This is a genomic window from Hydrogenophaga sp. PBL-H3, from assembly GCF_010104355.1.
Classification (GTDB): Bacteria; Pseudomonadota; Gammaproteobacteria; order Burkholderiales; family Burkholderiaceae_C; genus Hydrogenophaga.
The window spans coordinates 1,462,610-1,486,508 of record NZ_CP044972.1; the positions used below are offsets into that span (position 1 = coordinate 1,462,610).

Here is a 23,899-nt window from a genome sequence, read left to right on the forward strand (position 1 = left end):
GCGGCCTCATCGACCCTCGCGCTCCATGCCACTGACCCCCAACCAGATCCGCGCCTTGATCTGGGCCCTGATCGCTGTGGTGAGTGCTCTGCTGCTCTCCCTGCTGGCACCGGTGCTCATGCCTTTCCTGCTGGCCGCCGTGCTGGCGTACGCGCTGCACCCGCTGGTGGAGCGGCTGCACGCCCGGCGCGTGCCGCGCTGGCTCGGCGCGGGTCTGGCCATCGCGCTGCTCATGCTGGTGCTGATCGCCGTCATGTTGCTCATCGTGCCGGTGATCACCAAGCAGGTGCCGCTGCTGCGCGAGCAGGTGCCAGTGCTGCTGGACCGCCTGAACGACGCGCTGCTGCCGCTGGCCACCCGCTTCGGTGTCAACCTGCAGGTGGACGTGACGCAGGTGCGCGAATGGCTGCGCACCCTGATCACCGGCAACGAGAGCGAGCTGATCAACGGTCTGCTGTCGTCACTGCGCATCGGCGGCAGTGCGCTGGCCGCCGTGATCGGCAACCTGTTCCTCATGCCCATCGTGGCCTACTACCTGCTGCTGGACTGGACGAACCTGGTCACGCGCGCCAAGGGCCTGATCCCACCCCGCTGGCGCGAGAGCGTGCAAGGCTTTCTGAACGAAACCGACGAGGTGCTGGGCCAGTACCTGCGCGGCCAATTGCTGGTCATGGCCGTGCTCGCGGTGCTCTACACCGTGGCCCTGGCGCTGGTCGGGCTGGATCTCGCGCTGCCGATCGGCGTGTTCACCGGGCTGGCGGTGTTCGTGCCCTACCTGGGTTTTGGCCTGGGCCTGGTGATGGCGCTGTTTGCCGCGCTGCTGCAGTTTCAGACCGTGCTCGGGGTGGCCCTGGTGGGGGGCGTCTATCTGGTGGGTCAATTGATCGAGAGCCTGTACCTCACGCCGCGCCTGCTGGGTGAGCGCATCGGCCTGCACCCGATTGCGGTCATCTTCGCCTTGCTGGCGTTTGGGCACCTGTTTGGCTTCGTGGGTGTACTGATCGCCTTGCCGGCGAGCGCGGTGCTGCTGGTGGCCATGCGGCGCGCCAAGCGCGGCTATCTGGCCAGCCAGATGTACCTGGGCGAAGCGCCCCGCGTGCACACCACCGGAGCCGACGAATGAGCACCGGCCCCATGAAGCAGATGGCGCTGGACATTGGTCTTGCGCCCGTGCCCACCCTGGCGAACTTCGTGCCCGCCGGCAACGAAGCCGCGCTGGAACACCTCAAGCTCTGGACCCACAACCCGCTGCGCTCGCCCGTGCCCACGTTTGTGTGGGGCGAGAGCGGCAGCGGCAAGACGCACCTGTTGCGCGCGGTGCGCGAGAGCCTGCGCGAGCACGGCAGCCGCGTGGGCTGGATCGATGTGGACACACTGGACCCACCCGAATTCGACGAGCACTGGGACGCGGTGTTGCTCGACGACTGCCATCTCTACACCGCCACGCAGCAGGCGGCGGCGTTCAACTGGTTCGTGAATGCGCAGAACCCCGCGCACGGCCCGGCGCGCTGGGTGCTGGCCGCGGCCAATTGTCCGCCGGCCGACCTGCGCCTGCGCGAAGACCTGCGCACCCGCCTGGGCTGGGGCCATGTGTTCCAGCTGCACGCGCTGGGTGAAACCGAACGCCGTGGCGTGCTGCGTCGTGCTGCCGATGACCGGGGTGTTTTCCTCAGCGACGAGGTGATGGACTTCATGCTGCGGCGCTTCTCGCGCGATCTCTCCAGCCTCATGATGCTGCTGGACCAGCTTGACGCCTACGCCCTGCGCACCCAGCGCGCCATCACCATCCCCCTGATCAAATCCATGCTGGAAGACGAATGAGACTGGCCCTTTTTGACCTCGACAACACCCTGATCCCGTTCGATTCGGATTACGCATGGGGCGAGTTCACCGTGGCTCTGGGCTGGCGCGATGGCGACAGCTTCTCCAAGGCCAACGACGGCTTCTATGCCGACTACAAGGCCGGCACGCTGGACATCCACCGCTATGTGCGTTTTGCCATCGAAGCGGTGCGCGAACACGGGCTGAAGACGGCGCGCCAGGCGCACGAACGCTTCATGGCAGAGGTGGTGCAGCCCGCGCTGAAAGACGCTGCGCTGTCACTCGTGCGCGCCCACCAGGCCGCGGGCGACACGGTCGTGATCGTCACCGCCACCAACGAATTCGTGACGCGCCCGATCGCCAAGGCCTTTGGGGTGGACGAGCTGATCGCCATCGATCTGGCCACCGATGAGCGCGGCGAGCCCACCGGAGAGATCCGGGGTACGCCGTCGTTTCGCGAGGGCAAGGTCGCCCGTGTGGAACAATGGCTGGCCGCGCGTGGCCTGTCATGGGCCGGCGTGCAGCACAGCACCTTCTACAGCGACTCCATGAACGACATGCCGCTGCTGGAAAGAGTGCACGAGCCCGTGGCCACCAACCCGGACGCCCGGCTCCAAGCCATTGCCCTGGAACGGGGCTGGCGCATATTGAACCTATTCGAATGATCAAGAAATTCATTGACAGGCTGCTCGGCAAATCGCCGGCGGCTCCCGCACGCCGCGCCAATCCGTTCGGCAAGCGCGAAGACGTGCCGGTGTCCGTGCACGGCATCGACCCCAAGCTGGTGGACCAGCGCGCACTCGACGTGGTGCACACCCTCAAGCAGGCCGGTTTTGACGCCTTCATCGTGGGTGGCGCGGTGCGCGACCTGTTGCTGGGCCTGCGACCGAAAGACTTCGACGTGGCCACCAGCGCCACGCCCGAGCAGGTCAAGGGCCTGTTCCGCCGCGCTTTCATCATCGGGCGGCGCTTTCGCATCGTGCACGTGATCTACGGCCGGGGCCGCGAACACGAAATGATCGAGGTCTCGACCTTCCGCGCCTACCTGGACAGCGCCGACGCCGAGCAGGTGGCGGGCAACGAGCGCACCAGCAAGGGCGAACTCGCCGGCATGAAGCACGCGGTGGACGCCAGCGGGCGCGTGCTGCGCGACAACGTGTGGGGCCCCATCGAGCAGGACGCCGCACGCCGCGACTTCAGCATCAACGCCATGTACTACGACCCCGAGTCGCAGACCGTGGTCGACTTCCACCACGGCATCCGCGACGCGAAGAAGAAGACGCTGCGCATGATCGGCGACGCCGCCACGCGTTACCGCGAAGACCCGGTGCGCATCATCCGCGCCGTGCGTTTTGCGGCCAAGCTCAGCGGCCTGGGCTTCACGTTTGACGCCAAAACGCTGGAGCCGCTGGCGTCCTCGCGCAAGTTGTTGCTCGACGTGCCACAAAGCCGCCTGTTCGACGAGATGCTCAAGCTGCTGCAGACCGGCCACGCGCTGGCCAGCGTGGCGCAGCTCAAGGCCGTGGGCCTGGACACCGGCATCTACCCGCTGCTCGACGTGGTGGTGCAGCGCGCCGACGACGATTTCGTGAAGCTTGCCTTGCAGGACACCGACCGCCGCGTGGGCGAAGGCAAACCGGTGGCACCGAGCTTTTTGTTGGCCTGTGTGTTGTGGGCCGACGTGCGCAAGGGCTGGAGCCAGCGCCTGAACGCGCGCCAGGGCCAGCGCCCGCCACCACCGTTTGCGGCGTTGCAGGACGCGGTGGACGAAGCGTTTGAAGCGCGCATCGGCGACGTGTCGGGCCGCGGCAAGCTGGGTGCGGACATGCGCGAAATCTGGATGATGCAGCCCCGCTTCGACAAGCGCGTGGGCACCTCGCCTTTCAGCCTGGTGGACCAGGCGCGCTTTCGCGCCGGCTTCGATTTCCTGCGCCTGCGCGCGCAGGTCGGCGAGGTGGAAGAAGAGCTGGCGCACTGGTGGGAAACCTTCAGCATGGCCAGCGACGACATGCGCGAGGACATGGTGGACGCGCAGCGGCGCGAAAACCTCGCCAAGCCCGGGGCTGGCAAGGCGCGCCGCGTGAAGCGCAGTGATGACGACCATCCGGCCAACGCTGGTCCGTCGACCGAGGCGCTCGCACCCGATCCGCGTTTTCGCGCGGCCGATGGCGGCGCTGACGAACGTGATGACGAAGACGCTGGCGAGTCGGACGACGGCGCTGAGTCTGCAGTTCCCAACGACGGTTCGGCTCCAGCCAAAAAACGCCGCCGTCGCCGCCGCAAGCCGGGCGGTGCCGCCAGCGGTGGCGAACCGGGGCCGGTGTAATTTCGCCGACCGTGGCACGCGCTGACGTCACGGCCTTTGTCGCGCTGGGTGCCAATCTCGGCGATGCCGAGCAGGCCCTGCGCGGTGCCTTGAAAGCGTTGGACGAGACGCCCGGCATTCGCGTGTTGCGGGCATCCAGCCTGTACCGCACAGCACCCGTGCAATCCACTGGGCCCGACTACGTCAACGCCGTGGCCGAGGTCTCGACCACCCTCAATGCAATGGCCTTGCTCGACGCCCTGCAAGCTATCGAGCAACGGGCTGGCCGCGAACGCCCCTACCGCAATGCGCCGCGCACGCTGGACATGGACCTGCTGCTGTTTGGGGGCGCGCGCATCGAGTCACCCCGTTTGACGGTGCCGCACTCGCGCATGGGGCAGCGCGCGTTTGTGCTGGTACCGCTGGCCGAGATTGCGCCAGCGCTGGTCAGCACCGGGCAGCTGGCCGCCGTGGCCGACCAAGCGATCGAAACCCTTTAAGGCGCCAGGCGCTCGCGCAGCCATCCGCCATCGGCCTGCGCGGTGTAACGCAGCCGATCATGCAGGCGGCTCTTGCGGCCTTGCCAGAACTCCCAGCGCTCGGGCTTGAGGCGGTAGCCGCCCCAGTGCGGGGGGCGCGGCGGCTGCAGCAGGAACTGCGCGCCGTACTTCGCTGCGTTGGTCACCAGCACCGTGCGGCCTTCGATCACCTGGCTTTGTGGGCTGGCCCAGGCGCCGATGCGGCTGTCGAGCGGGCGGCTGTGGAAGTACTCGTCGCTCTCGGCGTCGCTGACCTTCTCCACCACGCCTTCGATGCGCACCACTCGCTCCAGCTCGACCCAGTGGAACTGCAGCGCGGCAAACGGGTTGCCGGCGAGCTCCTGGCCCTTGCGGCTGGCGTAGTTGGTGTACCAGACGATGCCCCGCTCATCGAAGCCCTTGATCAGCACCACGCGGGTGCTGGGCCGCAGGTCGGAGCCGACCGTGGCCACCGTCATGGCGTTGGGTTCTGGCACCTTGCTGGTGATGGCTTGCTGCAGCCATCTGGCGAACTGTTGAAGTGGGTCGGCGTTGGAAGCCGACTCACTGAGTTCAGCCTTCTCGTAGCTCTTGCGCAGGTCGGCGATGTTCATAGTTTCAGTATAGGAGCGTACCCCTGGCCCGGGCTTGCGGCAGGTCAATGTGCGTCATTCGACGAGCTGCAGCAGCTTGCCCAGCGCGCGGTCGTGGATGCCGTGGTGCAGCAGGCCGTGGAAGGTCTGGCGTGCGTAGTCCAGCGTGGTGCCGTAGCGCCCGCGGGAGCGGCTGAAGATGTCGCGGTAGCGCTCCTCGCTCAGCGTGCCGGTGTGGCTGGGGCTGCGCCGTGAGAGCGTGAAGGCCAGCGCGTGCACCGGGCCCCGCTCGGTCTGGCAGACCAGCCATTTGGGGTCGTAAACCGGGTTGGGCATTTCGCGCGCCCACAGCAGCGGCATCAGGGCTTCCACGTCGTTGTGCGGCACGCGCAGCGCCAGACCCGTGCAGCTGCCACCGGGCATCAGCGCAAACACGAGACCGGGGCACTCGAAGGTGCCGCGGTTGACGCGGCTCCACATTTCCAGGCAGCGGTGGTGCCCGTGAACGCGCGCCAGCCGCTGCTCGGCGGCGGCGAACTCAGGCCGCCACACCAGCGATGCATAGGCGAACACCCAGAGGTCGGGGCGAGGCCCCTGGGAGCGCCACTGCGCCAGCGTGTCGGCCATCATTTGCGCGCCGTTGCGCTGGGCCGGGTCCCAGGTGGTGGGGCGCACTGTGCGGGGTGGTTTGGGAGAGGGTGCCATTTACAATCCTGCAGCGCCCAAAGGGCCGAGCCGCTGTGACAGGTTGGCGCGCCGCGCCCGGGAGGTCGATGAACAGTCAACCATTTTCACGGAGTGTTTCCCATGTCTTCCCAAGATAACGAAGTTGAGTACCGCGTGGTCGCGGTGCTGCTGGTGGCGGTGATTGTGCTGGTGACCGGCTTTGCCGTGGGCCTGGGCATCCACAAATCCCGTGGCGGCGCTGCAAAGGCGGTGGCGGCGGCTCCCGTGGCCGCTGCACCTGCGGTGGCTGCGGCGTCGAGCGATGACGCCAGCGTGGTGGTGGAAAACGGCGTGGTGAAGTTTTACTTTGCCTCGGGCAAGGCCGATCTGGCGGCGGGTGCCATGGTGGCCCTGGGAGATGCGATCACCGCAGCCAAGGCGGGCAAGCGGTTGGTGCTTTCGGGGTTCCACGACGCCACCGGCGACCCGGCGTTCAATGCCGAGCTGGCCAAGAAACGCGCGCTGGCCGTGCGCGATGCGCTGGTGGGTGCGGGTGTGGCCGAGTCCAGCCTGGAGCTGAAGAAGCCCGAGCAGACCACCGGCACCGGCAACGACGCCGAAGCCCGCCGTGTGGAAGTGATGATCGCCGGCTGATCCCGCGCTTCACTTCATCAAGCAGCCCGGTTCGCCGGGCTTTTTTTCGCCTGGTCTCAGCGCGCCGGCGCTTCAAACACCAGGCAGGTGGTGGTGGCGTGGGCGTAGAGCTTGCCGTCAGCGCCCACGATGCGGGCCTCGGCGGTGGCGAGCTGGCGCCCCGCGTGCAGCACCGTGCCGATGGCGCGCAGCGGACCACTTTTGTGGGACGCGGCGCGCACGATGTTCACCCCCAGCTCGGCCGTGGTGTAGGCGCGGCCGATCGGCAGCGTGGTGTGCACCGCGCAGCCCAGCGCCGAATCCAGCAGCGTGGCGTACCAGCCGCCATGCACCGAGCCCAGCGGGTTGTAGTGCTTGAGCTGGGGCTGGCCCTGGAACACCGCGCGGCCCTCGCTCACTTCCACCAGCGAGAAGTCCAGCGTGTGGGCGATGTGCGGGTAGGGCAGCTGGCCGTCGAGCATGGCCTGCATGTGTTGCAGGCCGGTGAGGCTCGCGATGTCGGCCGGGTTGGCCAGACCCACGCCTGCACCGGCATTCATGCGCTCGACGACGGTGTCGTACTGCTGCATCCAGAGCGCCTGGGTTTCTTCGGTGGTCATGGAAACTCCATTTTATTTGTAGATGCAATCATTGTAGATACAATTAAATCATGAGCACTGACACCCATGCGTCAACGTCCACCCCGGTGGGCTGCACCAACTTCAAGCTGCGCCAGCTCACCCGCCGCGTGACCCAGCACTACGACCAGCACCTCGCTGGCTCGGGGCTGAAGATCACGCAGTACTCGCTGCTCACGCACGTGGACAGGCTTGGCCCCGTGGCGCCCGGCGAGTTGGCCCGGCGCATGGACATGGGGGCTTCCACGCTCACGCGCAACCTGCAGCCACTGGTGGCCGCCGGCTGGCTGGAGATGGGTGAAGGCGCCGATGCGCGCAGCCGCCTGGTGCACATCACCGAGGCCGGGCGCGAGCAGCGCCGCCAGGCGCAGCGCCGCTGGAAGGCTGCGCAACTCGCGCTCAATGACAAACTGGGCGCGGCCACCGTGGCCGCGCTGCATGGCCTGCTCGATCAAGGGCTGGCCGCGTTCCATGAGGAGGATGCTGAATGACCACCCCCCTGCGCCGCTGCGCGGCTTCCCCCCTCTCTGGCGCGCCTTCGGCGCTGGGAGGGGGGACGGCACCTTGGGCCGGCGGAGCCGGACCCTTGGTGCCCCTGGTATGGCGACACCGCTTCTTCGCGCTGGAGCATTGAATGGAGAACGAAACGATGAATCCAGCCAAGGTATCTACCTCCTCTTCTGTCTGGTGGCTCGTGCTGCTGGCCGCTGCCGGCACTTTTGCATTGACCATGGGCACGCGCCAGACCATGGGTTTTTTCCTCTCGCCGCTGAACACCGCCACCGGCCTGGGCGTGGGCAGCATCAGCCTGGCGTTTGCCTTTGGCCAGCTCTGGTGGGGACTCACGCAGCCCTTTGCCGGTGCCGTGGCCGACCGCATAGGTGCCGGGCGCGTGCTGCTGGCCGGCGTGTTGCTGGTGGCGTTGGGCACCTTCATCACCCCGCTCATGACGAGCACCTGGGGCCTGATCCTGGCCATTGGTGTGCTTTCGGCCGGTGGCGCCGGCATGGCCGGGCCGTCGGTGCTGATGGCCGCCACCACCCGGCTCATGCCGGCCGAGCGCCGCGGCATGGCCACCGGCATAGTGAACGCGGGCGGCTCCTTCGGTCAGTTCCTGATGGCGCCGCTGGCCGCCGCGCTCACGCTGGGCCTGGGCTGGGCCGGCGCGATGCAGGCGCTGGCGCTCATCGTGCTGCTGGCGCTCCCGGCGGCCTGGGTGCTGCGTGGCCCAGGCCCGGCGCCCGTTGCGGGGGCTGCGCCCGCGCCACTGGCGCTGCCGACGGGCGAGGCGATCCGCAAGGCGCTGGCCAACCCGAGCTACCTGATGCTCTCGGCCGGTTTCTTCGTCTGCGGTTTCCACGTGGCTTTTCTGGCCACGCACCTGCCTGGCGTGGTGGCTGCCTGTGGCCTGCCCGCGCCTGTGGGCGCCTGGGCGCTGGGCATCATCGGCTTGTTCAACATCATCGGCAGCCTGGCCATGGGCTGGGCCGTGGGGCGCTGGCGCATGAAGTCACTGCTCTCGCTGGTGTACGCCACGCGCGCGGTGGCCGTGCTCATCTTTTTGCTGGCACCCAAGACCGAAGCCGTGATGCTCACGTTTGCCGCGGTGATGGGCCTGACCTTCCTGTCCACCGTGCCGCCCACGGTGGGGCTGGTCGCCAAGTTCTTCGGCACCGGCAACATGGCCATGCTGTTCGGCCTCGTGATGCTGTCGCACCAGATCGGTGGTTTCCTCGGTGCCTGGCTGGGCGGTCAGGTGTTCGAGGCCACGGGCAACTACGACTGGGTCTGGACCATCGACATCGTGCTGGCGGTGGGCGCGGCGCTGATCCACCTGCCGATCCGCGAGTCGGTGGTGGTGCGCCAACTGCGACCGGCCTGAGGCGGCGTGGTGGCTACACCGGAACGGTGTAGTTCAGCGCCATGCGACCCCCGTCGACCGTGACGATTTCGCCGGTGACGTAGCTGGCTGCGTCGCTGGCCAGCCAGGCCACCACGTCGGCAATCTCGGCCGGTTCGCCCAGGCGTTTCATTGGCGTGCGGCTCAGGATCTTGCGTTTGGCGTCCTCGCTGGTGAGCACCGCTTTCGCCGCGAGTTCGGTGGCGATGGTGCCGGGCGCCACTGCATTCACGCGGATGCCGTGATCGGCCAGGGCCAGCGCCATCACGCGCGTGAGCTGGTTGATGCCCCCTTTGCTCACGTTGTAGCTGGCGATGCTGGGGATGGCGAGCACGCCGTTGACCGAACTCATGTTGACGATGCCGCCGCCGCCCTGTGTCGCCATCACACGCGCCACCGCCTGGCCCATGAGGAATGAACCCTTGAGGTTCACGCGCAGCACCTCGTCGAAGTCGTCCTCGGTCACGTCCAGGAAGTCGGCCGCCTTGAAGATGCCGGCGTTGTTGACCAGCACGTCGATGCGTCCGAACGCGGCCACGGTCTTGGCCACGACGGCGTCCACGTCGAGCTTGTCCCCCACGTCGCAATGCATGTAGGTCGCGCCGAGTTCGCGCGCCAGTGCGCTGCCGGGGGCGTTGGCCACGTCGGCAATCACCAGCAAGGCGCCTTCGCGCGCGAAGCGTCGCACGCAGGCTTCGCCGATACCTTGTGCGCCACCGGTGACGATGACGACGCGGCCCTGGTGGCCGAAGTGGACGGGCGATGGAGTGGTGGGTGTGTTCATGCGGCCATGGTAAAGCTGGAGCCTGTGTGGGGCGTCAGCAGCTGCTGCAAGTCGCCAGCGCGCGGCCCACGCGTGCCCGGGTTTGCTCGATGAGGTAGTCGAGAAACACCTCGGTGCGCCGCGGCATGAACTTGCGGCTGGGCAGGGCTGCGTACAGCGTGAGACGGTCGGTGATCCAGGGGTTGAGCACGCGCACCAGATCGCCGTTCTGGATCAGCGGTGCCGCCAGCTCGATGGTGGTGGCGGTGATCCCGGCGCCGTCCAGTGCGGCGTGCATCAGCGTGTCGGTGTGGTTGGCCCAGAGCACCGGTTGCACCTCGATGTCGATGAAGCGTGTCTCGTCGGTCTCGTGCAGCAGGCGCCAGGCGCGGCTGCGTCCGGCGGCGGGCTTGAGGCGCAGGCAGTCATGTTGCGCCAGGTCTTCGGGCCGCGCAGGCGTGCCCTTGCGCCGCAGGTACTCGGGTGAAGCCAGCAGCACGGTGACGCTGGAAAGCACCTTGCGTGCAATCACGTTGGCGTCGAACGAGGCCCTGGCGCCCATGAGCGTGATGTCGTAGTCCTCGATCGGGGGCTCGCGGTGCGACTCCACGTCGATGTCGAGCAGGATCTTCGGGTAGGCCTGCCGAAAGCCGCTGACCAGTGGCGCAAGCACGTGCGTGGCCAGCACCGGCGGCGCCAGCAGGCGCAGCACGCCCGCGAGTTCACTGGTCTGCGAACTCACCAGCGCGTGGGCTTCGTCCAGGTCTTGCAGGATCACGCGCACGCGGTCCAGGTAGATCTCACCCGCGTCGGTGAGTGAGACGCGCCGGGTGGTGCGGTGCAGCAGGCGTGTGCCCAGGTGGTCTTCAAGGTCGGCGACCAGCCGCGTGACCACCGCCGGCGACATGTCCATCGCGCGTCCGGCGGCGGCAAAACCGCCCTCGTCGATCACTTTTTGAAATACACGCATCGAGGCCAAGCGGTCCATGAAGCGGCTCCTTTAAAGGGTTTCCCCGGATGCAGAAGACCAGATTATTGCTGAATGTGAAACACAGCAGTCATTTGATTGCTGTTTTTCTTCATGATCAGAAACTTTACAGTTCAACCCATCGATGCATGCAAACCCTCCGCAGAGGCATCGAAGCCGGCCAGACCGCACAACGGACCGACCGGCATGTTCAACCCCTCTCAAAGGAAATTGTCATGAATACCCGTCTCTCTGTTGTTGCCATCGCTCTCTCCACCCTCGTTGCAGGTCACGCCCTGGCCGCCGACCCTGCCGCTGCCAAGACCCGCGAGCAGGTTCGCGCCGAACTCGTCGAAGCCCAGCGCAACGGCACCTTGATCGCCGACGGCGAAACCGGCCTGCGTTTCAACCAGGTGAGCCCGCACCTGTATCCCCAGGCCACCGTGGTTGCCAAGACCCGTGCCGACGTGAAGGCCGAACTGGCCCTGGCCCAGGCCAATGGCGAGCTGATCGCCGACGGCGAAACCGGTGCCCGCTTCAACGAAGTGTTCCCCGCGCAATACGCCGCCACCCGCACGACGGCTCCTGCCGTTGAAGTGGTTGCCCAGGGCAAGACCCGTGCTCAGGTGCGTGCCGAGCTGGCCGAAGCCCAAGCCAATGGCGAGCTGGTCGCCGACGGTGAAACCGGTGCCCGCTTCAAGGACCTGTACCCCAACCGTTACCCGGTTCAAGCCACCGTGCAGGCCAAGAGCCGTGACGACGTTCGTGCCCAGCAGGTCGAATCACGCCGCAACAACGGCGGCTAAGCCGTCTCGCCGGAGCGATCCGGCGTCGAAGGCCCGGCCGGGTGTGCGCTCAGACTGACGCGCACACTCAGGCCTCCCGGGGGGCTGCTGGCGAGCGTCAGCAGCCCCCCGTTTTGTTGCACGATGTTCGCCACGATGGCCAGGCCCAGGCCGCTGCCCGTGGCGTCTTGCGGATTCAACCGCACGAATCGCTCCAGAACCCGCTGACGATCGGCCTCGGCAATGCCAGGGCCGTTGTCGTTGATGCTCAGGTTCACCCGTCCGGCATCGTGCTCGACGCGGATGTCGACTCGACTGCCCGGCGGCGTGTGGCGCAGGGCGTTGTCCACCAGGTTGTCCAGCAGCACCCGCATGTCCAGCGGGTCGGCCAGCACCGTGGCCGCATCGCTGGTGTCCAGGCCGAGGTCGATCTCGCGTGCCTCGGCCTGGGCCGAAAAGGCGGCCACCACCTCGGCGGCCAGACGGTCCAGCCGCACGGGCACCGGTTGGCGCTCCCGCACGTCGGGCTCCAGCCGCGCCATCTGCAGCAACTGCGCCACCAGGTGGGTGCTGCGCTCGATGCCTCGGTCCAGTTCATCCAGTGCCGCTTCGCGTTGACTCTCCTGCGAGCGACGCGCCAGCTGGGCCTGGAGCTTCACCACCGCCAGTGGGGTGTTGAGCTCATGCGCGGCGTCGGCCAGCACGCGGCGCTGGCTGGCCAGCAGCCCGTCCACCCGACCCAGCAACTGGTTGAGCGCATCGCCCAGCGGCACCAGCTCTTCGGGCATGGCGGTGGTCTCCAGCGGGTGCAGGTCTTTCACGTCGCGTCGGCGGATGTCGCGGCCCAGCGATTCGAGTGGCGCCAGCGCTTTCGTGACAGCAGTGTGGATCAGCAGACTCAGGAGCAACACGAGCAGGCCCATGGGCACGAGCAGCCAGGGCACCAGTTCGGCAAAGCTGCTGGCGCGGTCGCTGGAAGTCATGGCCACCTGCACGATCTGGCGCTTGTCGGCCAGGGTGTAAATGCGCCATGCCTCGTCATCCCACTGCACCACGTGAAAGCCGGGTACCTGCAGCGGCGGCCCGATGGACTCGAGCGAGCTGTAGAGGACCTCGCCCGCAGGCGTCCAGATCTGGCTCACAAACTGTCCCAGGTCTTCGGCCAGTTCTTCGGCTGCGATGTCCGGGGTGGCGGCTTCCGCTGCGGGAGGTGCGTTGGCCAGGGGCGGCGTCTCGGGTCGCAATGGCGGCCACGACTGCGGCCGCACACCGTGGCGCACCACCGAGTAGGCGATCTGCTCAAGTCCGTAGTCGCGGATGCGGTTGAAGGCGTTCCAGGCCAGCTGGTAGGTCAGCACGCTGCCCAGAGTGCTGGTGACGACCAGGGCGGTGATCTGCCAGAACAGCAGTCGCTGGCGGATCGAATTCATGGTGCGGCCACCAGCTTGTAGCCCACGCCCCTGACGTTCTTGATCCACGCACTGCCCAGCTTGCGCCGCAGGTGGTGCAGGTGCACCTCCACGGCGTTGCTGGCCACCTCGTCCTGCCAGCTGTAGAGGCGGTTCTCCAGTTGCTCGCGCGACAGCACCGTACCCGGGCGTTCCATGAGAGCCAGCAGCAGGTCGTATTCGCGTGGAGAGAGTGCGAGCAGCTGTTCACCGAGCAAGGCCTCGCGGCGCAGTGGCCGCACCACGAGCCGGCCGAGCTGCATCTCGGGCTGGGCGCGGCCGTGGCGGCGGCGTGCCAGCGCGTGCACGCGCGCGATCAGCTCGTCGAGATCAAAGGGTTTGGTGAGGTAGTCGTCGGCGCCCAGGTTCAGTCCAGCGACACGGTCGCTCACCGCGTCGCGCGCAGAGACCACCAGCACAGGGATCGGCATGCCGTCGGCACGCAGCCAGTTCAGCAGTTGCAGCCCGTCCTGTCCCGGCAGGCCGATGTCGAGCAGCAGAACTTCGTATTCCTGTGCGCGCAGCGCCGATTGCGCCTGCAGGCCATCGCGCACCCAGTCCACGGTGAAGCCGGCCATGCGCAGGCCACGCTCCAGGCCACTGCCCAGCATGTTGTCGTCTTCGGCAAGGAGAACCTTCATGGCTGCACTTTCATATCGGTCCAGTGTGCGCGAAAAAAAAAGCGGGGTGGCCCCCGCTTTTTTCACAACGGTCTGGCGACCGCCAGTCCGATCAGGACTTCTTGGCTTCTTCCTTGCAGGTCTTGTCGGTCTTGGGGTCGCACTTCTTGACGTCTTCCTTCTTCGCTGGCACGGCTGCGGTGGCGGGGGTGGCTGGCGTGGCTGGCTTGGCGGCAGCGGCAGGCGTTGCCGGAGTGGCGGGCGTGGCGGCAGTGGCCGCAGCTGCTGGCTTGGCGGCCGGGGCGGCGGTCTGTGCGTGGGCTGCACCCATGGACAACAGGGCTGCGGAGAACAAGGCGATCAGGGTCTTGGACATGGTGTTGGTATCCTCTTGATGCTGTGGAAGTCGGTGGCGAAATGCACCCGACACACTGCATTCTGGGCACCCAGACTTAGGGAAGATTTAAGACGGGCGGCATCGTGGAGGGTGGTTTCCCTGATGTCCATCCGACCACCAATCCAGGAGAAGTTCTTGAGCACATTTCAACGGGTGGTGCTGTTCACCGACACCGATGGCCGCGCGCGGTTTCGAGAGGAGCTGGTCGACCTCAGCGAGGGCTCGCCCGCAGCCCGCTTGTCACCGGTCCTGCCCGCCAGCGGACTGCAGCTGCGCCAGAGCCCGGTGGGCTTTCGCAGCCAGTTCCATTGCACGGATGCACCGCAGTGGCTGTTCGTGCTCCGGGGGCAGATGCAGATTGGTCTGCAGGACGGCAGCTCGCGCACCTTCGGCGCAGGCGACCACTTCTATTCGGCCGACACCTTGCCCGCGGGGGCCTCATTCGATGCAAGCGTGCATGGCCACTGGAGCCGGCAGGTGGGTGACGAACCGCTGGTGACCGCGTTCGTCAAGGTCTGACGCTCATGCCGTTTCGGGCAGGCGCAGTCTGAGCAGCGCGCGCACGAAACCATGGTCACTGCGGCTGCGGTCGCGGCCTTCGAACAGGTGGTCGTTGAACACCTCCACCCGTCGCACATCGCCGATGGCGCCGCGGCTGCTGGCCACGAACTCCTCGCTCACCAGCACCTGGTCGAGCACCTCCGGGTAGCCCTGGTGGATGTGTGAATAGGCCACGTCACGGCGCAGCGCCGCCTCACCCTGCACATCCCACGCGCTGAACAACGCGTTGTCGCGCGCGCCCTTGTCGTAGGCCACCTGCGAGGTGGCGGCAATGAGCTGGGTGGTCACGCTGTGTGGGCTGTCGTTGAGGTCGCCCATGAGCACCAGCGGCAGGCGCGTGCGGTGCAGCAGTTCCACCACCTTGAGGCGCAGCGCGAGCGCTTCGCTGGCGCGCATGATCAGCGAGCGCATCGAACCCAGCGCCTGCACAGCCGGGTCGTCGGTGTCTTCGATGGTCTTGCCGCTGGCGTCTTCCAGGTACTTGGGCCGTTTGCTCTTGAGGTGCGCCGTGATCACGCACACCGGCTGGCCGTGTTTGAGGCGCAGCGTGGCCACCAGCGGCGGGCGCTCGAAGCGGGTGTGGGTGCCGATGCCGGGCACCTGCACCACGGCGGCGGCGGGGAAGTTGACGAGGGACTCGACCGACTCCAGTTTCAGCCGGGTGACGATGCCCACGCGCGGCGTGCCTTGCGCGCCGACCTGTCCCGGGCCGTTCTCGGCGCCGGGCACCACCACCGAGCTGTATTGCAGTCCGCTGCGTGCCACGGCCGCGCGCAGGGCGAGTTCGTCCCACACCTCCTGCACCGCAATCACGTCGGCATTGAGCGCCTTGAAGCGGTTGCCCAGCCACTCGACCTTGCGATCGAACTCGGTCTGGCTGTAGGGGTCCTGCCCCTCGTAGAAGTGGCGCCCGGGTTGTGCCAGGTTGAGCACGTTGCAGGTGGCCACCATGAGCGTGGCCCAACGTGGCGACGCCCCGTTGCCGATGAAGGCAGACGGGGCGTCGGGAGAGGGGAGCGTGCGGTCGTTTGGCATGACCGCACTGTAGTTCAGCTGCTGCGTTCAGCGAATCCGGCCGTAGTTGGTGCGCAAGGGGTCGGCATTGCCGCCACCACCGCCACCACCACCACCCGCATTGCGCGGGCCGCCTCGGCCACCGCCGCCGCCCTTGCCACCACGGTTGCCCGTGCGCATGGCGTCAATGCTGGTGCGCAGCGGATCGGGCTGACCGCCCGGGTTGGCCGTGCGTGGGCGCGGCTCCTTGATGCGCAGGCTGCCCAGGTGGGCATTGGGGCCGGGCTGGCGCTCGGCACCGGGTTCGCGGTCTTCACGCGGGCCACGGTCTTCGCGCGGTGCGCGGTCCATGCGGTCACCCCGATCGGCCTGCTGGCGCGGTGGGCGCTGGCCCTGGCCGCCGGCGTTGCGTGGGCCGTTGTTGCCGCGCGGCTGGCCATTACCACCGCCGTTGCCATTGGCGCGCTGACCACCACCACGGCGGCCTTCGCCGCGCGGTCCGTCGATCTGGGCGCCGTCACCGGCCGGGCGCTGGCGCTGGCCACCGCCGCCACCGTTGCCGCGGGCCTGCTGCGGCTCACCGGCTTTCTTCTCGCGCACGCGCTGCATCATTTCCGTGCGCGCAGCCTTGGCGGCTGCGGCCATCACGTCGCGGCTTGGCGGCTTGCCGGCTCCGCCCCAGATGGTCTGGCGGCCCATGGCGATGGGCTCGGCCTTCTCACCCGGCTCGGGCATGAACTCGGGGAACATCTGCACCGGAATGCGCTGCTTGGTGAAGCGCTCGATTTCCATCATGAAACCTTCTTCGTCCAGGCTCACGAGGTTGACGGCTTCACCGCTGTTGCCCGCGCGGCCGGTGCGGCCGATGCGGTGCACATAGTCTTCGCTGACGTTCGGAATCTCGTAGTTCACCACGTGCGGCAGCTCGTCGATGTCGATGCCGCGTGCCGCGATGTCGGTGGCCACCAGGGCGCGGATGTCGCCGCTCTTGAAGCCGGCCAGCGCCTGGGTGCGGGCACCCTGGCTCTTGTTGCCGTGCAGGGCCATCGCCTGGATGCCGTTCTTCGTGAGGAACTCGGCCACGTTGTTGGCGCCGAACTTGGTGCGGGTGAACACCAGCACCTGGCTCCAGTTGTGCTGGTTGATGATGTGCACCAGCAGGGCTTTCTTCTTGCCACGGCCCACCGGGTGGATCACCTGGGTGATGCGCTGCACGGTGGTGTTGCGCGGGGTCACCTGAATGTGCAGCGGGTCCTTGAGCAGGTTGCTCGCGAGGTCGCGGATTTCGTCGCTGAAGGTTGCGGAGAACAGCAGGCTCTGCTTTTCTTTCGGCACCAGCGCCAGGATCTTCTTCACGTCGTGGATGAAGCCCATGTCGAGCATGCGGTCGGCTTCGTCGAGCACCAGCATCTGCACGCCGGAGAGGTCGAGGAAACCTTGTTGCTGCAGATCGAGCAGGCGGCCGGGGGTGGCCACCAGCACGTCCACGCCGCGCTTCATGGCGTTGATCTGCGGGTTCATGCCCACGCCGCCGAAGACGACGGTGGAGGTCAGGGTCAGGTGTTTGCCGTAGGTGCGCACCGACTCTTCGACTTGCGCGGCGAGTTCGCGGGTGGGCGTGAGCACCAGCGCACGGATGGCCACGCCGCCGAAGCGGTTCTTGGCGCGCTCGCCGTCGGCCAGTCGTTGCAGCAGGGGCAGGGTGAAGGCAGCGGTCTTGCCGGTGCCCGTCTGGGCGCCACCGAGCAGGTCGCGCCCGGCCAGCACGGCGGGAATCGCCTCGGCCTGGATGGGGGTGGGAGTTTCGTAGCCATGCTCACGCACGGCTTGCACGATGGCCGGGGCCAGATTCAGATCGTCAAAGGTCATTTTTTTGGAGGCGCCCGTCCAGGGCGCTGGGGGCATCGGCCACTCCGTGAGCTGCTTCGGTGTTGGAAGCGGCACCCGGCCAGTCTGGGGCAGATGGATTCAGGGGTTTGGTGCCGCCAGTGGTTGGCGAGCACCCCAGCGAAGGGCTGGTGTTGAGCCAACTGAAGTGCCCAACGAGCCGTATTGTCGCATGCTGGGATAATTGACGGTTTCGCGCCGAGCCTCGGCGCAGATTTCTCAGGCACACAGCAATGGCTCAATACGTCTTTTCCATGAACCGGGTCGGCAAGATCGTGCCCCCGAAGCGTCAGATCCTCAAGGACATTTCGCTCTCTTTCTTCCCCGGCGCCAAGATCGGCGTGCTCGGCACCAACGGTTCGGGCAAGTCCACGCTGCTGAAAATCATGGCCGGCATCGACAAGGAGATCGAAGGCGAAGCCATTCCCATGCCGGGCATCCGTATTGGCTATCTGCCGCAAGAACCACAGCTCGACCCCGAGCAGAGCGTGCGCGAAGCGGTTGAAAACAGCATGAGCGGCGTGCGCGCAGCCCAGAAGCGCCTGGAAGAGGTGTACGCGGCCTACGCCGAGGAAGACGCCGACTTTGATGCATTGGCTGCCGAGCAGGCGCAGCTGGAGGCCATCATTTCCACCTCGGGCACCGACGGTGAGCACCAGCTTGAAATTGCGGCCGATGCGCTGCGCCTGCCCCCATGGGACGCCCGGATCGGCGTGCTCTCCGGCGGTGAGAAGCGCCGCGTGGCGCTGTGCTGCATGCTGCTGTCCAAGCCCGACATGCTGTTGCTCGACGAACCCACCAACCACCTGGACGCGGAGTCGGTGGACTGGCTGGAGCAGTTCCTCAAGCGTTTCTCGGGCACCGTGGTGGCCATCACCCACGATCGCTATTTCCTGGACAACGCGGCTGAGTGGATTCTGGAACTCGACCGTGGTCACGGCATTCCCTACAAAGGCAATTACTCGACCTGGCTGGAGCAGAAGGAAGCCCGCCTGGAGCAGGAGCAGCGCACCGAAGACGCGCGCACCAAGGCCATGAAGAAGGAACTGGAGTGGGTGCGCCAGAACCCCAAGGGCCGCCAGGCCAAGAGCAAGGCGCGTCTGGCGCGCTTCGAAGAACTGAGTGACGTCGATTACCAGAAGCGCAACGAAACCAACGAGATCTTCATTCCCGTGGCCGAGCGCCTGGGCAACGAGGTGTTCGAGTTCAAGAATGTCAGCAAGAGCTTTGGTGATCGCCTGCTGATCGACAACCTGAGTTTCCAGATCCCGGCGGGTGCCATCGTCGGCATCATCGGCCCCAACGGCGCGGGCAAGTCCACGCTGTTCAAGCTGATCTCCGGCAAGGAACAGCCCGACAGCGGTGAAGTGAAGATTGGCCAGACCGTGCGCATGGCTGTGGTGGACCAGAGCCGCGATGGCCTGGCCGGCGAGAAAACCGTGTGGGAAGACATCTCCGGCGGCCTGGACATGATCACCGTGGGCAAATTCCAGATGCCCAGCCGCGCGTACTGCGGCCGCTTCAACTTCTCTGGTGGTGACCAGCAAAAACGCGTGGGCAGCCTCTCGGGCGGTGAGCGCGGGCGTCTGCACCTGGCCAAGACCCTGGCCGAAGGCGGCAACGTGCTGCTGCTCGACGAACCCTCGAACGACCTGGATGTGGAAACCCTGCGCGCCCTCGAAGACGCGCTGCTCGAGTTCGCCGGCTGCGCGCTGGTGATCAGCCACGATCGCTGGTTCCTCGACCGCATCGCCACCCACATCCTGGCCGCCGAAGGCGACAGCCAGTGGGTGTTCTTCAACGGCAACTACCAGGAGTACGAGGCCGACAAGAAGAAGCGTTTGGGTGAAGAGGGTGCGAAGCCCAAGCGCATGAGGTTCAAGGCGCTGAAGTGATGCAGGACGTCGAAGCCGCCACGCGCCACTGGCTGGAAAAGGCCGTCATCGGCCTGAACCTGTGCCCGTTCGCACGGGCGGTGTATGTGAAGAACCAGGTGCGCATTGTGGTGAGCCAGGCGCGCCACCTCGATGCATTTCTGGACGATCTCGACCGCGAGCTCGACCTGCTGGTGAACACGCCGGCCGAGGAGATCGACACCACACTGCTGGTGCACGCCACGCTGTTTCCCGACTTCGAGGTGTTCAACGATTTCCTCAATGTGGTCGACGATGTGGTGGCCGAGCACGAGCTTGAAGGTGTGATCCAGGTCGCGCCGTTTCACCCCTTGTTCCAGTTCGAGGGCACCGAGCCCGACGACGTGACCAACTGCACCAACCGCGCGCCGTTTCCCACCCTGCACCTGCTGCGCGAGGCAAGCGTGGAGCGCGCTGTGGACACCGAGGGTGGTGACGCCGACGCGATCGTCGAGCGCAACCTGCAGACCTTGCGCGATCTGGGTGCCGACGGCTGGCGGGCCCTCATGTCTAAAGACTGAACAGCCGGGACATTCGGTTTCTTTTTCTGGTTGTGCGTGGCTGGGTGGGTGGTCACAATGGTCCCAGTGCCTCGTCTTGGACCCCTGTCTGAAGGAAACCGCCCGCATGGATGCCGATCTCCAGGCCTTTGACGCCTGCCTCAAGGAGGCCCTCGTCCAGACGCGCGAGTGGGTCCCGCGCTGGCTGGACCGGCTGAATGCCGGACTCAAGGACAAGGAACTGTCGGCGCGTCACCTCAATGACAAGCAGGCCTTCGTGGAGGCGCGCACTGCCCTGGAATCCCGCCGCGACCTGATTGCCACCCACTTCCTTGCGGCGCTGGCCGATGCGGTGGGCAATGCGATGCCGGGCAACGACTTCCAGGCCCAGTCGGGCAAGGCGGTGAGTTTTGACGAACTCGAACTCATGGGGGACGACCAGGTCCAGGAAACCGTCGAGCTTGCGCGGGTGCAGCAGATCGTCAACATGACGGTCGATCACGAAATTGTGGAACTCACTGCGCGCCTGTGCACGACCCTGGGCATGCAGGTGGTCACCGTGGAGGCCAACCCTCTGCGCGCCGACGTGATCGTCAGCGCCCTGATGAAAACGCTCAAGGGCTTGAACGTGGGGCCGGCCATCCGCTCGCGCTGGCTGCAGACGGGCGCCATCTCCCTGGGCAATGAACTGCAGGGCCTCTACACGCGACTGAGCAACCAGCTCGATCGCATGGGGGTGGAGCCAGCGGGTTATGCGGTGGTGCAGATGCCCGAGGGCCGTCCGAATTCCGGCTTTGCCCCACTGGGCGAGCGCAGCAGCCCGACGCAGGACGAAGCAGCCCCGGGCAACGACGCCCTGCTCACGCTGGACCACCTGCACCAGCTGCTGGTGGGCAACCTGGGGCAGCCGGACGATGAGCCCCGGCGCGAAGCCGGCACCACGGGCGCTGGCAACGCCATGGTGCGAACGCTTGCCAGCGAAGTGGTGTCGCTCATGCTCAAGCAAATCTCAGCCGACGAGCGCCTGCTGCCGCCAGTGCGCGAGATGCTGCAAGGCATGAAGCCTGCGCTGCTTCAGGTGGCGCGGACCGACCCGCGTTTCTTCGCCGACCGGCAGAACCCCGCGCGCCGCTTGCTCGACGCCATCACAGAACACAGCCTGGCCTACACCAACGAGCAAGACCGTGGCTACGCCGCGTTCTCGCGCCAGGTGCGCGGCATCATCGACACGCTGCAGAAGCCCGGGTCAGATCTGGCCGATCGTTTTCCCGGACTGCTGCAGCACTTCAACCGCTCGCAGACCGAGGCCATGGCGCCCGAACAGGTGCAGGCGCGCGGCCTGGCCGTGAAGACCCTGGTGCGGGTCGAGCAGCGCAACCTGCTGGCCGAGCGCGTGGCTGCGGAGTTTCGATCCCGCAACGACTTTGACCGGTCCCCCGGGGTGGTCCGGCGATTCCTCACCGGCCCCTGGGCCCAGGTGGTGGCGCAGGCCCGGCTGGAGGTTTCCAACGCCACCGGGCTGGGCACGTCGGAGGTGCCGTCGATGCGGTACTCAGACATCCTGCCCGACCTGCTGTGGTCCACACAGCTGGCGGTGGCGAGCCTGAACCGCCCACGCCTGGTGAAGGTGATTCCGAGTCTGCTGCGAACCTTGCGCGAAGGGCTGGACTCGATCGACTATCCACGCGAACAAACCGAAGCCTTCTTTCAGACCTTGATGGGTTTGCACGAGGCCGCATACAAAACCCAGCGCGCCGAGCCGCTGCAGGATGTTCAGCCCAGCCAGCAGTTTGAGGACGACACCGAGCCCTGGATGCAGCCCGCCGAGGCGCGCGACACCTGCTTCATGGACGACTCCTTGTCCGACACCCAGCCGTCCTTTGTGGACACCCAGCCCATGCAAAGGGAGTGGGTGGAGCTCAAGGCGGAGATGGTGGCCCAACCGCCTTCACAGCTCAGCGCGGGCACCTGGGTGGACCTGTGGCAGGACGGTCAGGCCGTGCGCTGCCAGATCACCTGGGCCAGCCCGCACGGCACGCTGTTTCTGTTCTCCGGCGCCAACGGCCGCTCGCTGTCCATGACCCGCCGCGGCCTGGACCGGCTCATCGAGCAGGACAAGCTGCGGGTGGTGGCGGACCACGGCGTGGTCAACCAGGCGCTCGATGAAGTCGCTCGTCAGGCCTGGCTGAACAGCGCGAAGACTGACGGCATTTAACGCGCCCCCACGCTCCCCCGCTTCGCGAGGTCCGCTGCCCCCCGAGGGGGCTGTTTTGCCTTGGGGCGGCCCGGCGGCAAAACGTTGCCCCCACGCTCCGCCGCTTCGCGGGTCGCTGCCCCCCGAGGGGCTGTTTTGCCTTGGGGCGGCCCGGCGGCAAAAACGTTGCTCCCACGCTCCGCCGCTGCGCGGGTCGCTGCCCCCCGAGGGGGCTGTTTTGCCTTGGGGCGGCCCGGCGGCAAAACATTGCCCCCACGCTCCGCCGCTTCGCGAGGTCCGCTGCCCCCCGAGTGGGCTGATCCGGCTTGGGGCGGCCCGGCGCCGGATCTGTTGCCCCCACCGCGCCCCCACGCTCCGCCGCTTTGCCTCTAGGTTTTTCTCAGCAGCTTCTTGCGCACGAGGTGGATGTTGTTGCGCAGCGCGTAAAGCTCATCGGTGTACGACAGCGGCACCACCACTTTCTCCACCTTCGACTCCATCGCGTCGAGTTGCTCGACCAGTTCGGGTGCCTTGTCGGGTGCGGCCTCGAAGCGTTGTTCCACGTCGCGCAGTTCGGCGTACCAGCGGAACACCCGCTTGCGAATGCGGAAGGTGTAGAGCGGGGGCACGATGCGCGAGAGCGGCAGCGCCAGCGCCAGGATCAGGCCCATGGCCAGCCACATGCGTTCGATCAGGTTGGCGAGCCAGAACGGCAGGTAGCGCTGCAGGAAGGGCGCGCCGTTCTTGATGGCGCGCGAGGCCTCTGGCGAGATCGGTACCTCGCTGTGTTCCAGGCTGGGGTATTCGCGCGCCTTGCTGAACCAGCCGGAACCACCGTGCATCCCGGTGGCCGTCTGGGCAAACAGCTGCAGGATGGCCGGGTGTGTGCCGGCACCACTGAGCAGGCTGGTGGTCGATGCGACCAGCCGCACGTCCCGGCTCGGTATGTTGCGCGCCAGGTCCACCACGCCTTGGGGCATCACCACCGGCGTGAGGTAGCCAAAGCGTCTTGAGTAGGCTTCGCTTTGTGCGAAGTCCAGCAGCTTCACGCCCGGCGTCTGCAGCAGCATCTGCACCATCACCGACTCCGGCGCCGAAGCGAACACCACAGCATCGATTTTTCCCCCCAGGAAAGCCACGGTGGCCGGGGTCTGCTCCAGTTGGCTCAGGCGCAGCTGTTTCGGGTCCACGCGGTTCACATCGAGCAGGGTGGAGAACAACCGTGGCACGCCGCTGCCTGCGGTGCCCACGTTCACCCGCCAGCCGCTGAGCTCGGCGAGGTTGTTCACGGTGGATGAGTTGCGCAGGCGCCTGGCCGAGTCTTCGCGGTAGAAAAGCCACAGCGGCTCCACGAACAGGCTGCCCAGCGAGCTGATGTTGTCTTCCTCGTCGTAGCCGATGTCGGCCGTGCCGCCCTGAACGAAGCCAAGATCGGCTTTGCCCTGGCGCAGCAGTTCAAGGTTGGCCGACGAGCCTTCGGATGACAGCAACTCGACCGTGATGCCGTAACGTGCCAGCGCTTCAGCGTAGCGTTTGCCGAATTCGGCGTAGGCGCTTTGATCCGGGCCGGTGGCCAGCACCACCCGCTTGGGCGGCGTGGGGTTGAGCCACCAGTAGGCCGCGCCCAGCAGCGCGATGGTGAGCAGGGCAAACGGGCCGAATGACACCACCATCTCGCGCAGCGAGATGAGGGTGTAGCGAAGGGTTTTGGGCATGCCGTGACCTTAGCACGGCACCTTGCAAAGCTTTGTTGAAAACCTGTTGCCGCGGGCCTGA

24 protein-coding genes are annotated in these 23,899 nt (G+C 66.7%); 13 read left to right on the top strand and 11 right to left on the bottom strand.

The features are described from left to right. The first annotated feature begins 25 nt into the window (after positions 1-25). Genes F9Z44_RS06980 through folK form a run of 5 tightly spaced genes read left to right on the top strand, consistent with a single transcriptional unit; the run spans position 26 to position 4,626 of the window. On the top strand, positions 26-1,123 hold the full coding sequence (locus F9Z44_RS06980) for an AI-2E family transporter (protein WP_159604713.1): 1,098 nt from the start codon (positions 26-28) through the stop codon (positions 1,121-1,123). A gap of 11 nt (positions 1,124-1,134) precedes the next feature. Then, complete coding sequence (gene hda, locus F9Z44_RS06985) at positions 1,135-1,821, top strand: DnaA regulatory inactivator Hda (protein ID WP_159608614.1); 687 nt, start codon at positions 1,135-1,137, stop codon at positions 1,819-1,821. Beyond that, positions 1,818-2,486 carry an HAD family hydrolase gene (locus tag F9Z44_RS06990; protein ID WP_159604715.1) on the top strand — a complete coding sequence of 223 codons (669 nt, stop codon included), beginning with the start codon at positions 1,818-1,820 and terminating at the stop codon, positions 2,484-2,486. Before hda ends, F9Z44_RS06990 begins: the two co-directional genes overlap by 4 nt. Continuing rightward, a complete protein-coding gene (pcnB, locus tag F9Z44_RS06995) occupies positions 2,483-4,147 on the top strand; it encodes a polynucleotide adenylyltransferase PcnB (RefSeq protein WP_159604717.1) in 1,665 nt (554 codons plus the stop codon). The genes F9Z44_RS06990 and pcnB overlap by 4 nt, the downstream gene beginning before the upstream one ends. A gap of 11 nt (positions 4,148-4,158) precedes the next feature. Further along, positions 4,159-4,626 carry a 2-amino-4-hydroxy-6-hydroxymethyldihydropteridine diphosphokinase gene (folK, locus tag F9Z44_RS07000; RefSeq protein WP_236574285.1) on the top strand — a complete coding sequence of 156 codons (468 nt, stop codon included), beginning with the start codon at positions 4,159-4,161 and terminating at the stop codon, positions 4,624-4,626. Here folK and pdxH read toward each other — a convergent pair. Together pdxH and F9Z44_RS07010 are read right to left on the bottom strand one after the other, a co-directional pair. After that, the gene (gene pdxH, locus F9Z44_RS07005; RefSeq protein WP_159604719.1) at positions 4,623-5,258 is read right to left on the bottom strand and encodes a pyridoxamine 5'-phosphate oxidase; all 636 of its coding nucleotides are present in this window, start codon (positions 5,256-5,258) and stop codon (positions 4,623-4,625) included. The genes folK and pdxH overlap by 4 nt on opposite strands. A gap of 54 nt (positions 5,259-5,312) precedes the next feature. Then, entirely contained in the window at positions 5,313-5,942 is a 630-nt protein-coding gene (locus F9Z44_RS07010) for a gamma-glutamylcyclotransferase (protein ID WP_159604721.1), read from the bottom strand. Between the two features lie 102 nt (positions 5,943-6,044). Between F9Z44_RS07010 and F9Z44_RS07015 the strand changes: the two genes are divergently transcribed. Then, positions 6,045-6,557, top strand: coding sequence for an OmpA family protein (locus tag F9Z44_RS07015; RefSeq protein WP_159604723.1), 513 nt, complete (start codon positions 6,045-6,047; stop codon positions 6,555-6,557). Positions 6,558-6,613: 56 nt separating this feature from the next. Here F9Z44_RS07015 and F9Z44_RS07020 read toward each other — a convergent pair whose 3' ends face one another. After that, the gene (locus tag F9Z44_RS07020; RefSeq protein ID WP_159604725.1) at positions 6,614-7,156 is read right to left on the bottom strand and encodes a PaaI family thioesterase; all 543 of its coding nucleotides are present in this window, start codon (positions 7,154-7,156) and stop codon (positions 6,614-6,616) included. Between the two features lie 50 nt (positions 7,157-7,206). Here F9Z44_RS07020 and F9Z44_RS07025 point away from each other — a divergent pair, with 50 nt between their 5' ends. Further along, complete coding sequence (locus tag F9Z44_RS07025; RefSeq protein ID WP_159604727.1) at positions 7,207-7,665, top strand: MarR family winged helix-turn-helix transcriptional regulator; 459 nt, start codon at positions 7,207-7,209, stop codon at positions 7,663-7,665. Positions 7,666-7,808: 143 nt separating this feature from the next. Further along, positions 7,809-9,056 carry an MFS transporter gene (locus F9Z44_RS07030; protein ID WP_159604729.1) on the top strand — a complete coding sequence of 416 codons (1,248 nt, stop codon included), beginning with the start codon at positions 7,809-7,811 and terminating at the stop codon, positions 9,054-9,056. Between the two features lie 13 nt (positions 9,057-9,069). On the opposite strand, the gene F9Z44_RS07035 is transcribed toward F9Z44_RS07030, so the two are convergent. Continuing rightward, positions 9,070-9,858, bottom strand: a complete 789-nt coding sequence (locus tag F9Z44_RS07035; RefSeq protein ID WP_159604731.1) for an SDR family NAD(P)-dependent oxidoreductase — start codon at positions 9,856-9,858, stop codon at positions 9,070-9,072. 34 nt (positions 9,859-9,892) lie between these two features. Further along, on the bottom strand, positions 9,893-10,825 hold the full coding sequence (locus F9Z44_RS07040; protein ID WP_159604733.1) for a LysR family transcriptional regulator: 933 nt from the start codon (positions 10,823-10,825) through the stop codon (positions 9,893-9,895). A 215-nt stretch (positions 10,826-11,040) separates the two neighbouring features. On the opposite strand from F9Z44_RS07040, the gene F9Z44_RS07045 reads away from it, so the two are divergent. Further along, positions 11,041-11,610 carry a DUF4148 domain-containing protein gene (locus F9Z44_RS07045; protein WP_159604735.1) on the top strand — a complete coding sequence of 190 codons (570 nt, stop codon included), beginning with the start codon at positions 11,041-11,043 and terminating at the stop codon, positions 11,608-11,610. On the opposite strand, the gene F9Z44_RS07050 is transcribed toward F9Z44_RS07045, so the two are convergent. The 3 genes from F9Z44_RS07050 to F9Z44_RS07060 form a co-directional block, all read right to left on the bottom strand. Then, positions 11,607-13,019, bottom strand: coding sequence for a sensor histidine kinase (locus F9Z44_RS07050; RefSeq protein WP_159604737.1), 1,413 nt, complete (start codon positions 13,017-13,019; stop codon positions 11,607-11,609). The genes F9Z44_RS07045 and F9Z44_RS07050 overlap by 4 nt on opposite strands. Further along, complete coding sequence (locus tag F9Z44_RS07055; RefSeq protein WP_159604739.1) at positions 13,016-13,678, bottom strand: response regulator; 663 nt, start codon at positions 13,676-13,678, stop codon at positions 13,016-13,018. The genes F9Z44_RS07050 and F9Z44_RS07055 overlap by 4 nt, the downstream gene beginning before the upstream one ends. 91 nt (positions 13,679-13,769) lie before the next feature. Continuing rightward, the gene (locus tag F9Z44_RS07060) at positions 13,770-14,033 is read right to left on the bottom strand and encodes a hypothetical protein (protein ID WP_159604741.1); all 264 of its coding nucleotides are present in this window, start codon (positions 14,031-14,033) and stop codon (positions 13,770-13,772) included. A 123-nt stretch (positions 14,034-14,156) separates the two neighbouring features. Between F9Z44_RS07060 and F9Z44_RS07065 the strand changes: the two genes are divergently transcribed. Continuing rightward, positions 14,157-14,573 carry a hypothetical protein gene (locus F9Z44_RS07065; RefSeq protein ID WP_442907263.1) on the top strand — a complete coding sequence of 139 codons (417 nt, stop codon included), beginning with the start codon at positions 14,157-14,159 and terminating at the stop codon, positions 14,571-14,573. Between the two features lie 3 nt (positions 14,574-14,576). Here the strand turns inward: F9Z44_RS07065 and F9Z44_RS07070 are convergent, their stop codons facing one another. Both F9Z44_RS07070 and F9Z44_RS07075 read right to left on the bottom strand, forming a co-directional pair. Next, a complete protein-coding gene (locus tag F9Z44_RS07070; RefSeq protein WP_236574333.1) occupies positions 14,577-15,566 on the bottom strand; it encodes an endonuclease/exonuclease/phosphatase family protein in 990 nt (329 codons plus the stop codon). Between the two features lie 111 nt (positions 15,567-15,677). Beyond that, entirely contained in the window at positions 15,678-17,498 is a 1,821-nt protein-coding gene (locus F9Z44_RS07075; protein ID WP_159608616.1) for a DEAD/DEAH box helicase, read from the bottom strand. Between the two features lie 251 nt (positions 17,499-17,749). On the opposite strand from F9Z44_RS07075, the gene ettA reads away from it, so the two are divergent. The 3 genes from ettA (at position 17,750) to F9Z44_RS07090 (ending at position 22,144) form a co-directional block, all read left to right on the top strand. Continuing rightward, complete coding sequence (ettA, locus tag F9Z44_RS07080) at positions 17,750-19,411, top strand: energy-dependent translational throttle protein EttA (RefSeq protein WP_159604747.1); 1,662 nt, start codon at positions 17,750-17,752, stop codon at positions 19,409-19,411. After that, positions 19,411-19,950: a DUF1415 domain-containing protein gene (locus F9Z44_RS07085; protein WP_159604749.1), complete on the top strand. Its 540-nt coding sequence runs from the start codon at positions 19,411-19,413 to the stop codon at positions 19,948-19,950. Before ettA ends, F9Z44_RS07085 begins: the two co-directional genes overlap by 1 nt. 106 nt (positions 19,951-20,056) lie before the next feature. Continuing rightward, a complete protein-coding gene (locus tag F9Z44_RS07090; protein ID WP_159604751.1) occupies positions 20,057-22,144 on the top strand; it encodes a DUF1631 family protein in 2,088 nt (695 codons plus the stop codon). A gap of 368 nt (positions 22,145-22,512) precedes the next feature. Here the strand turns inward: F9Z44_RS07090 and F9Z44_RS07095 are convergent, their stop codons facing one another. Next, a complete protein-coding gene (locus tag F9Z44_RS07095; protein WP_159604753.1) occupies positions 22,513-23,838 on the bottom strand; it encodes a TAXI family TRAP transporter solute-binding subunit in 1,326 nt (441 codons plus the stop codon). Positions 23,839-23,899 lie beyond the last annotated feature (61 nt).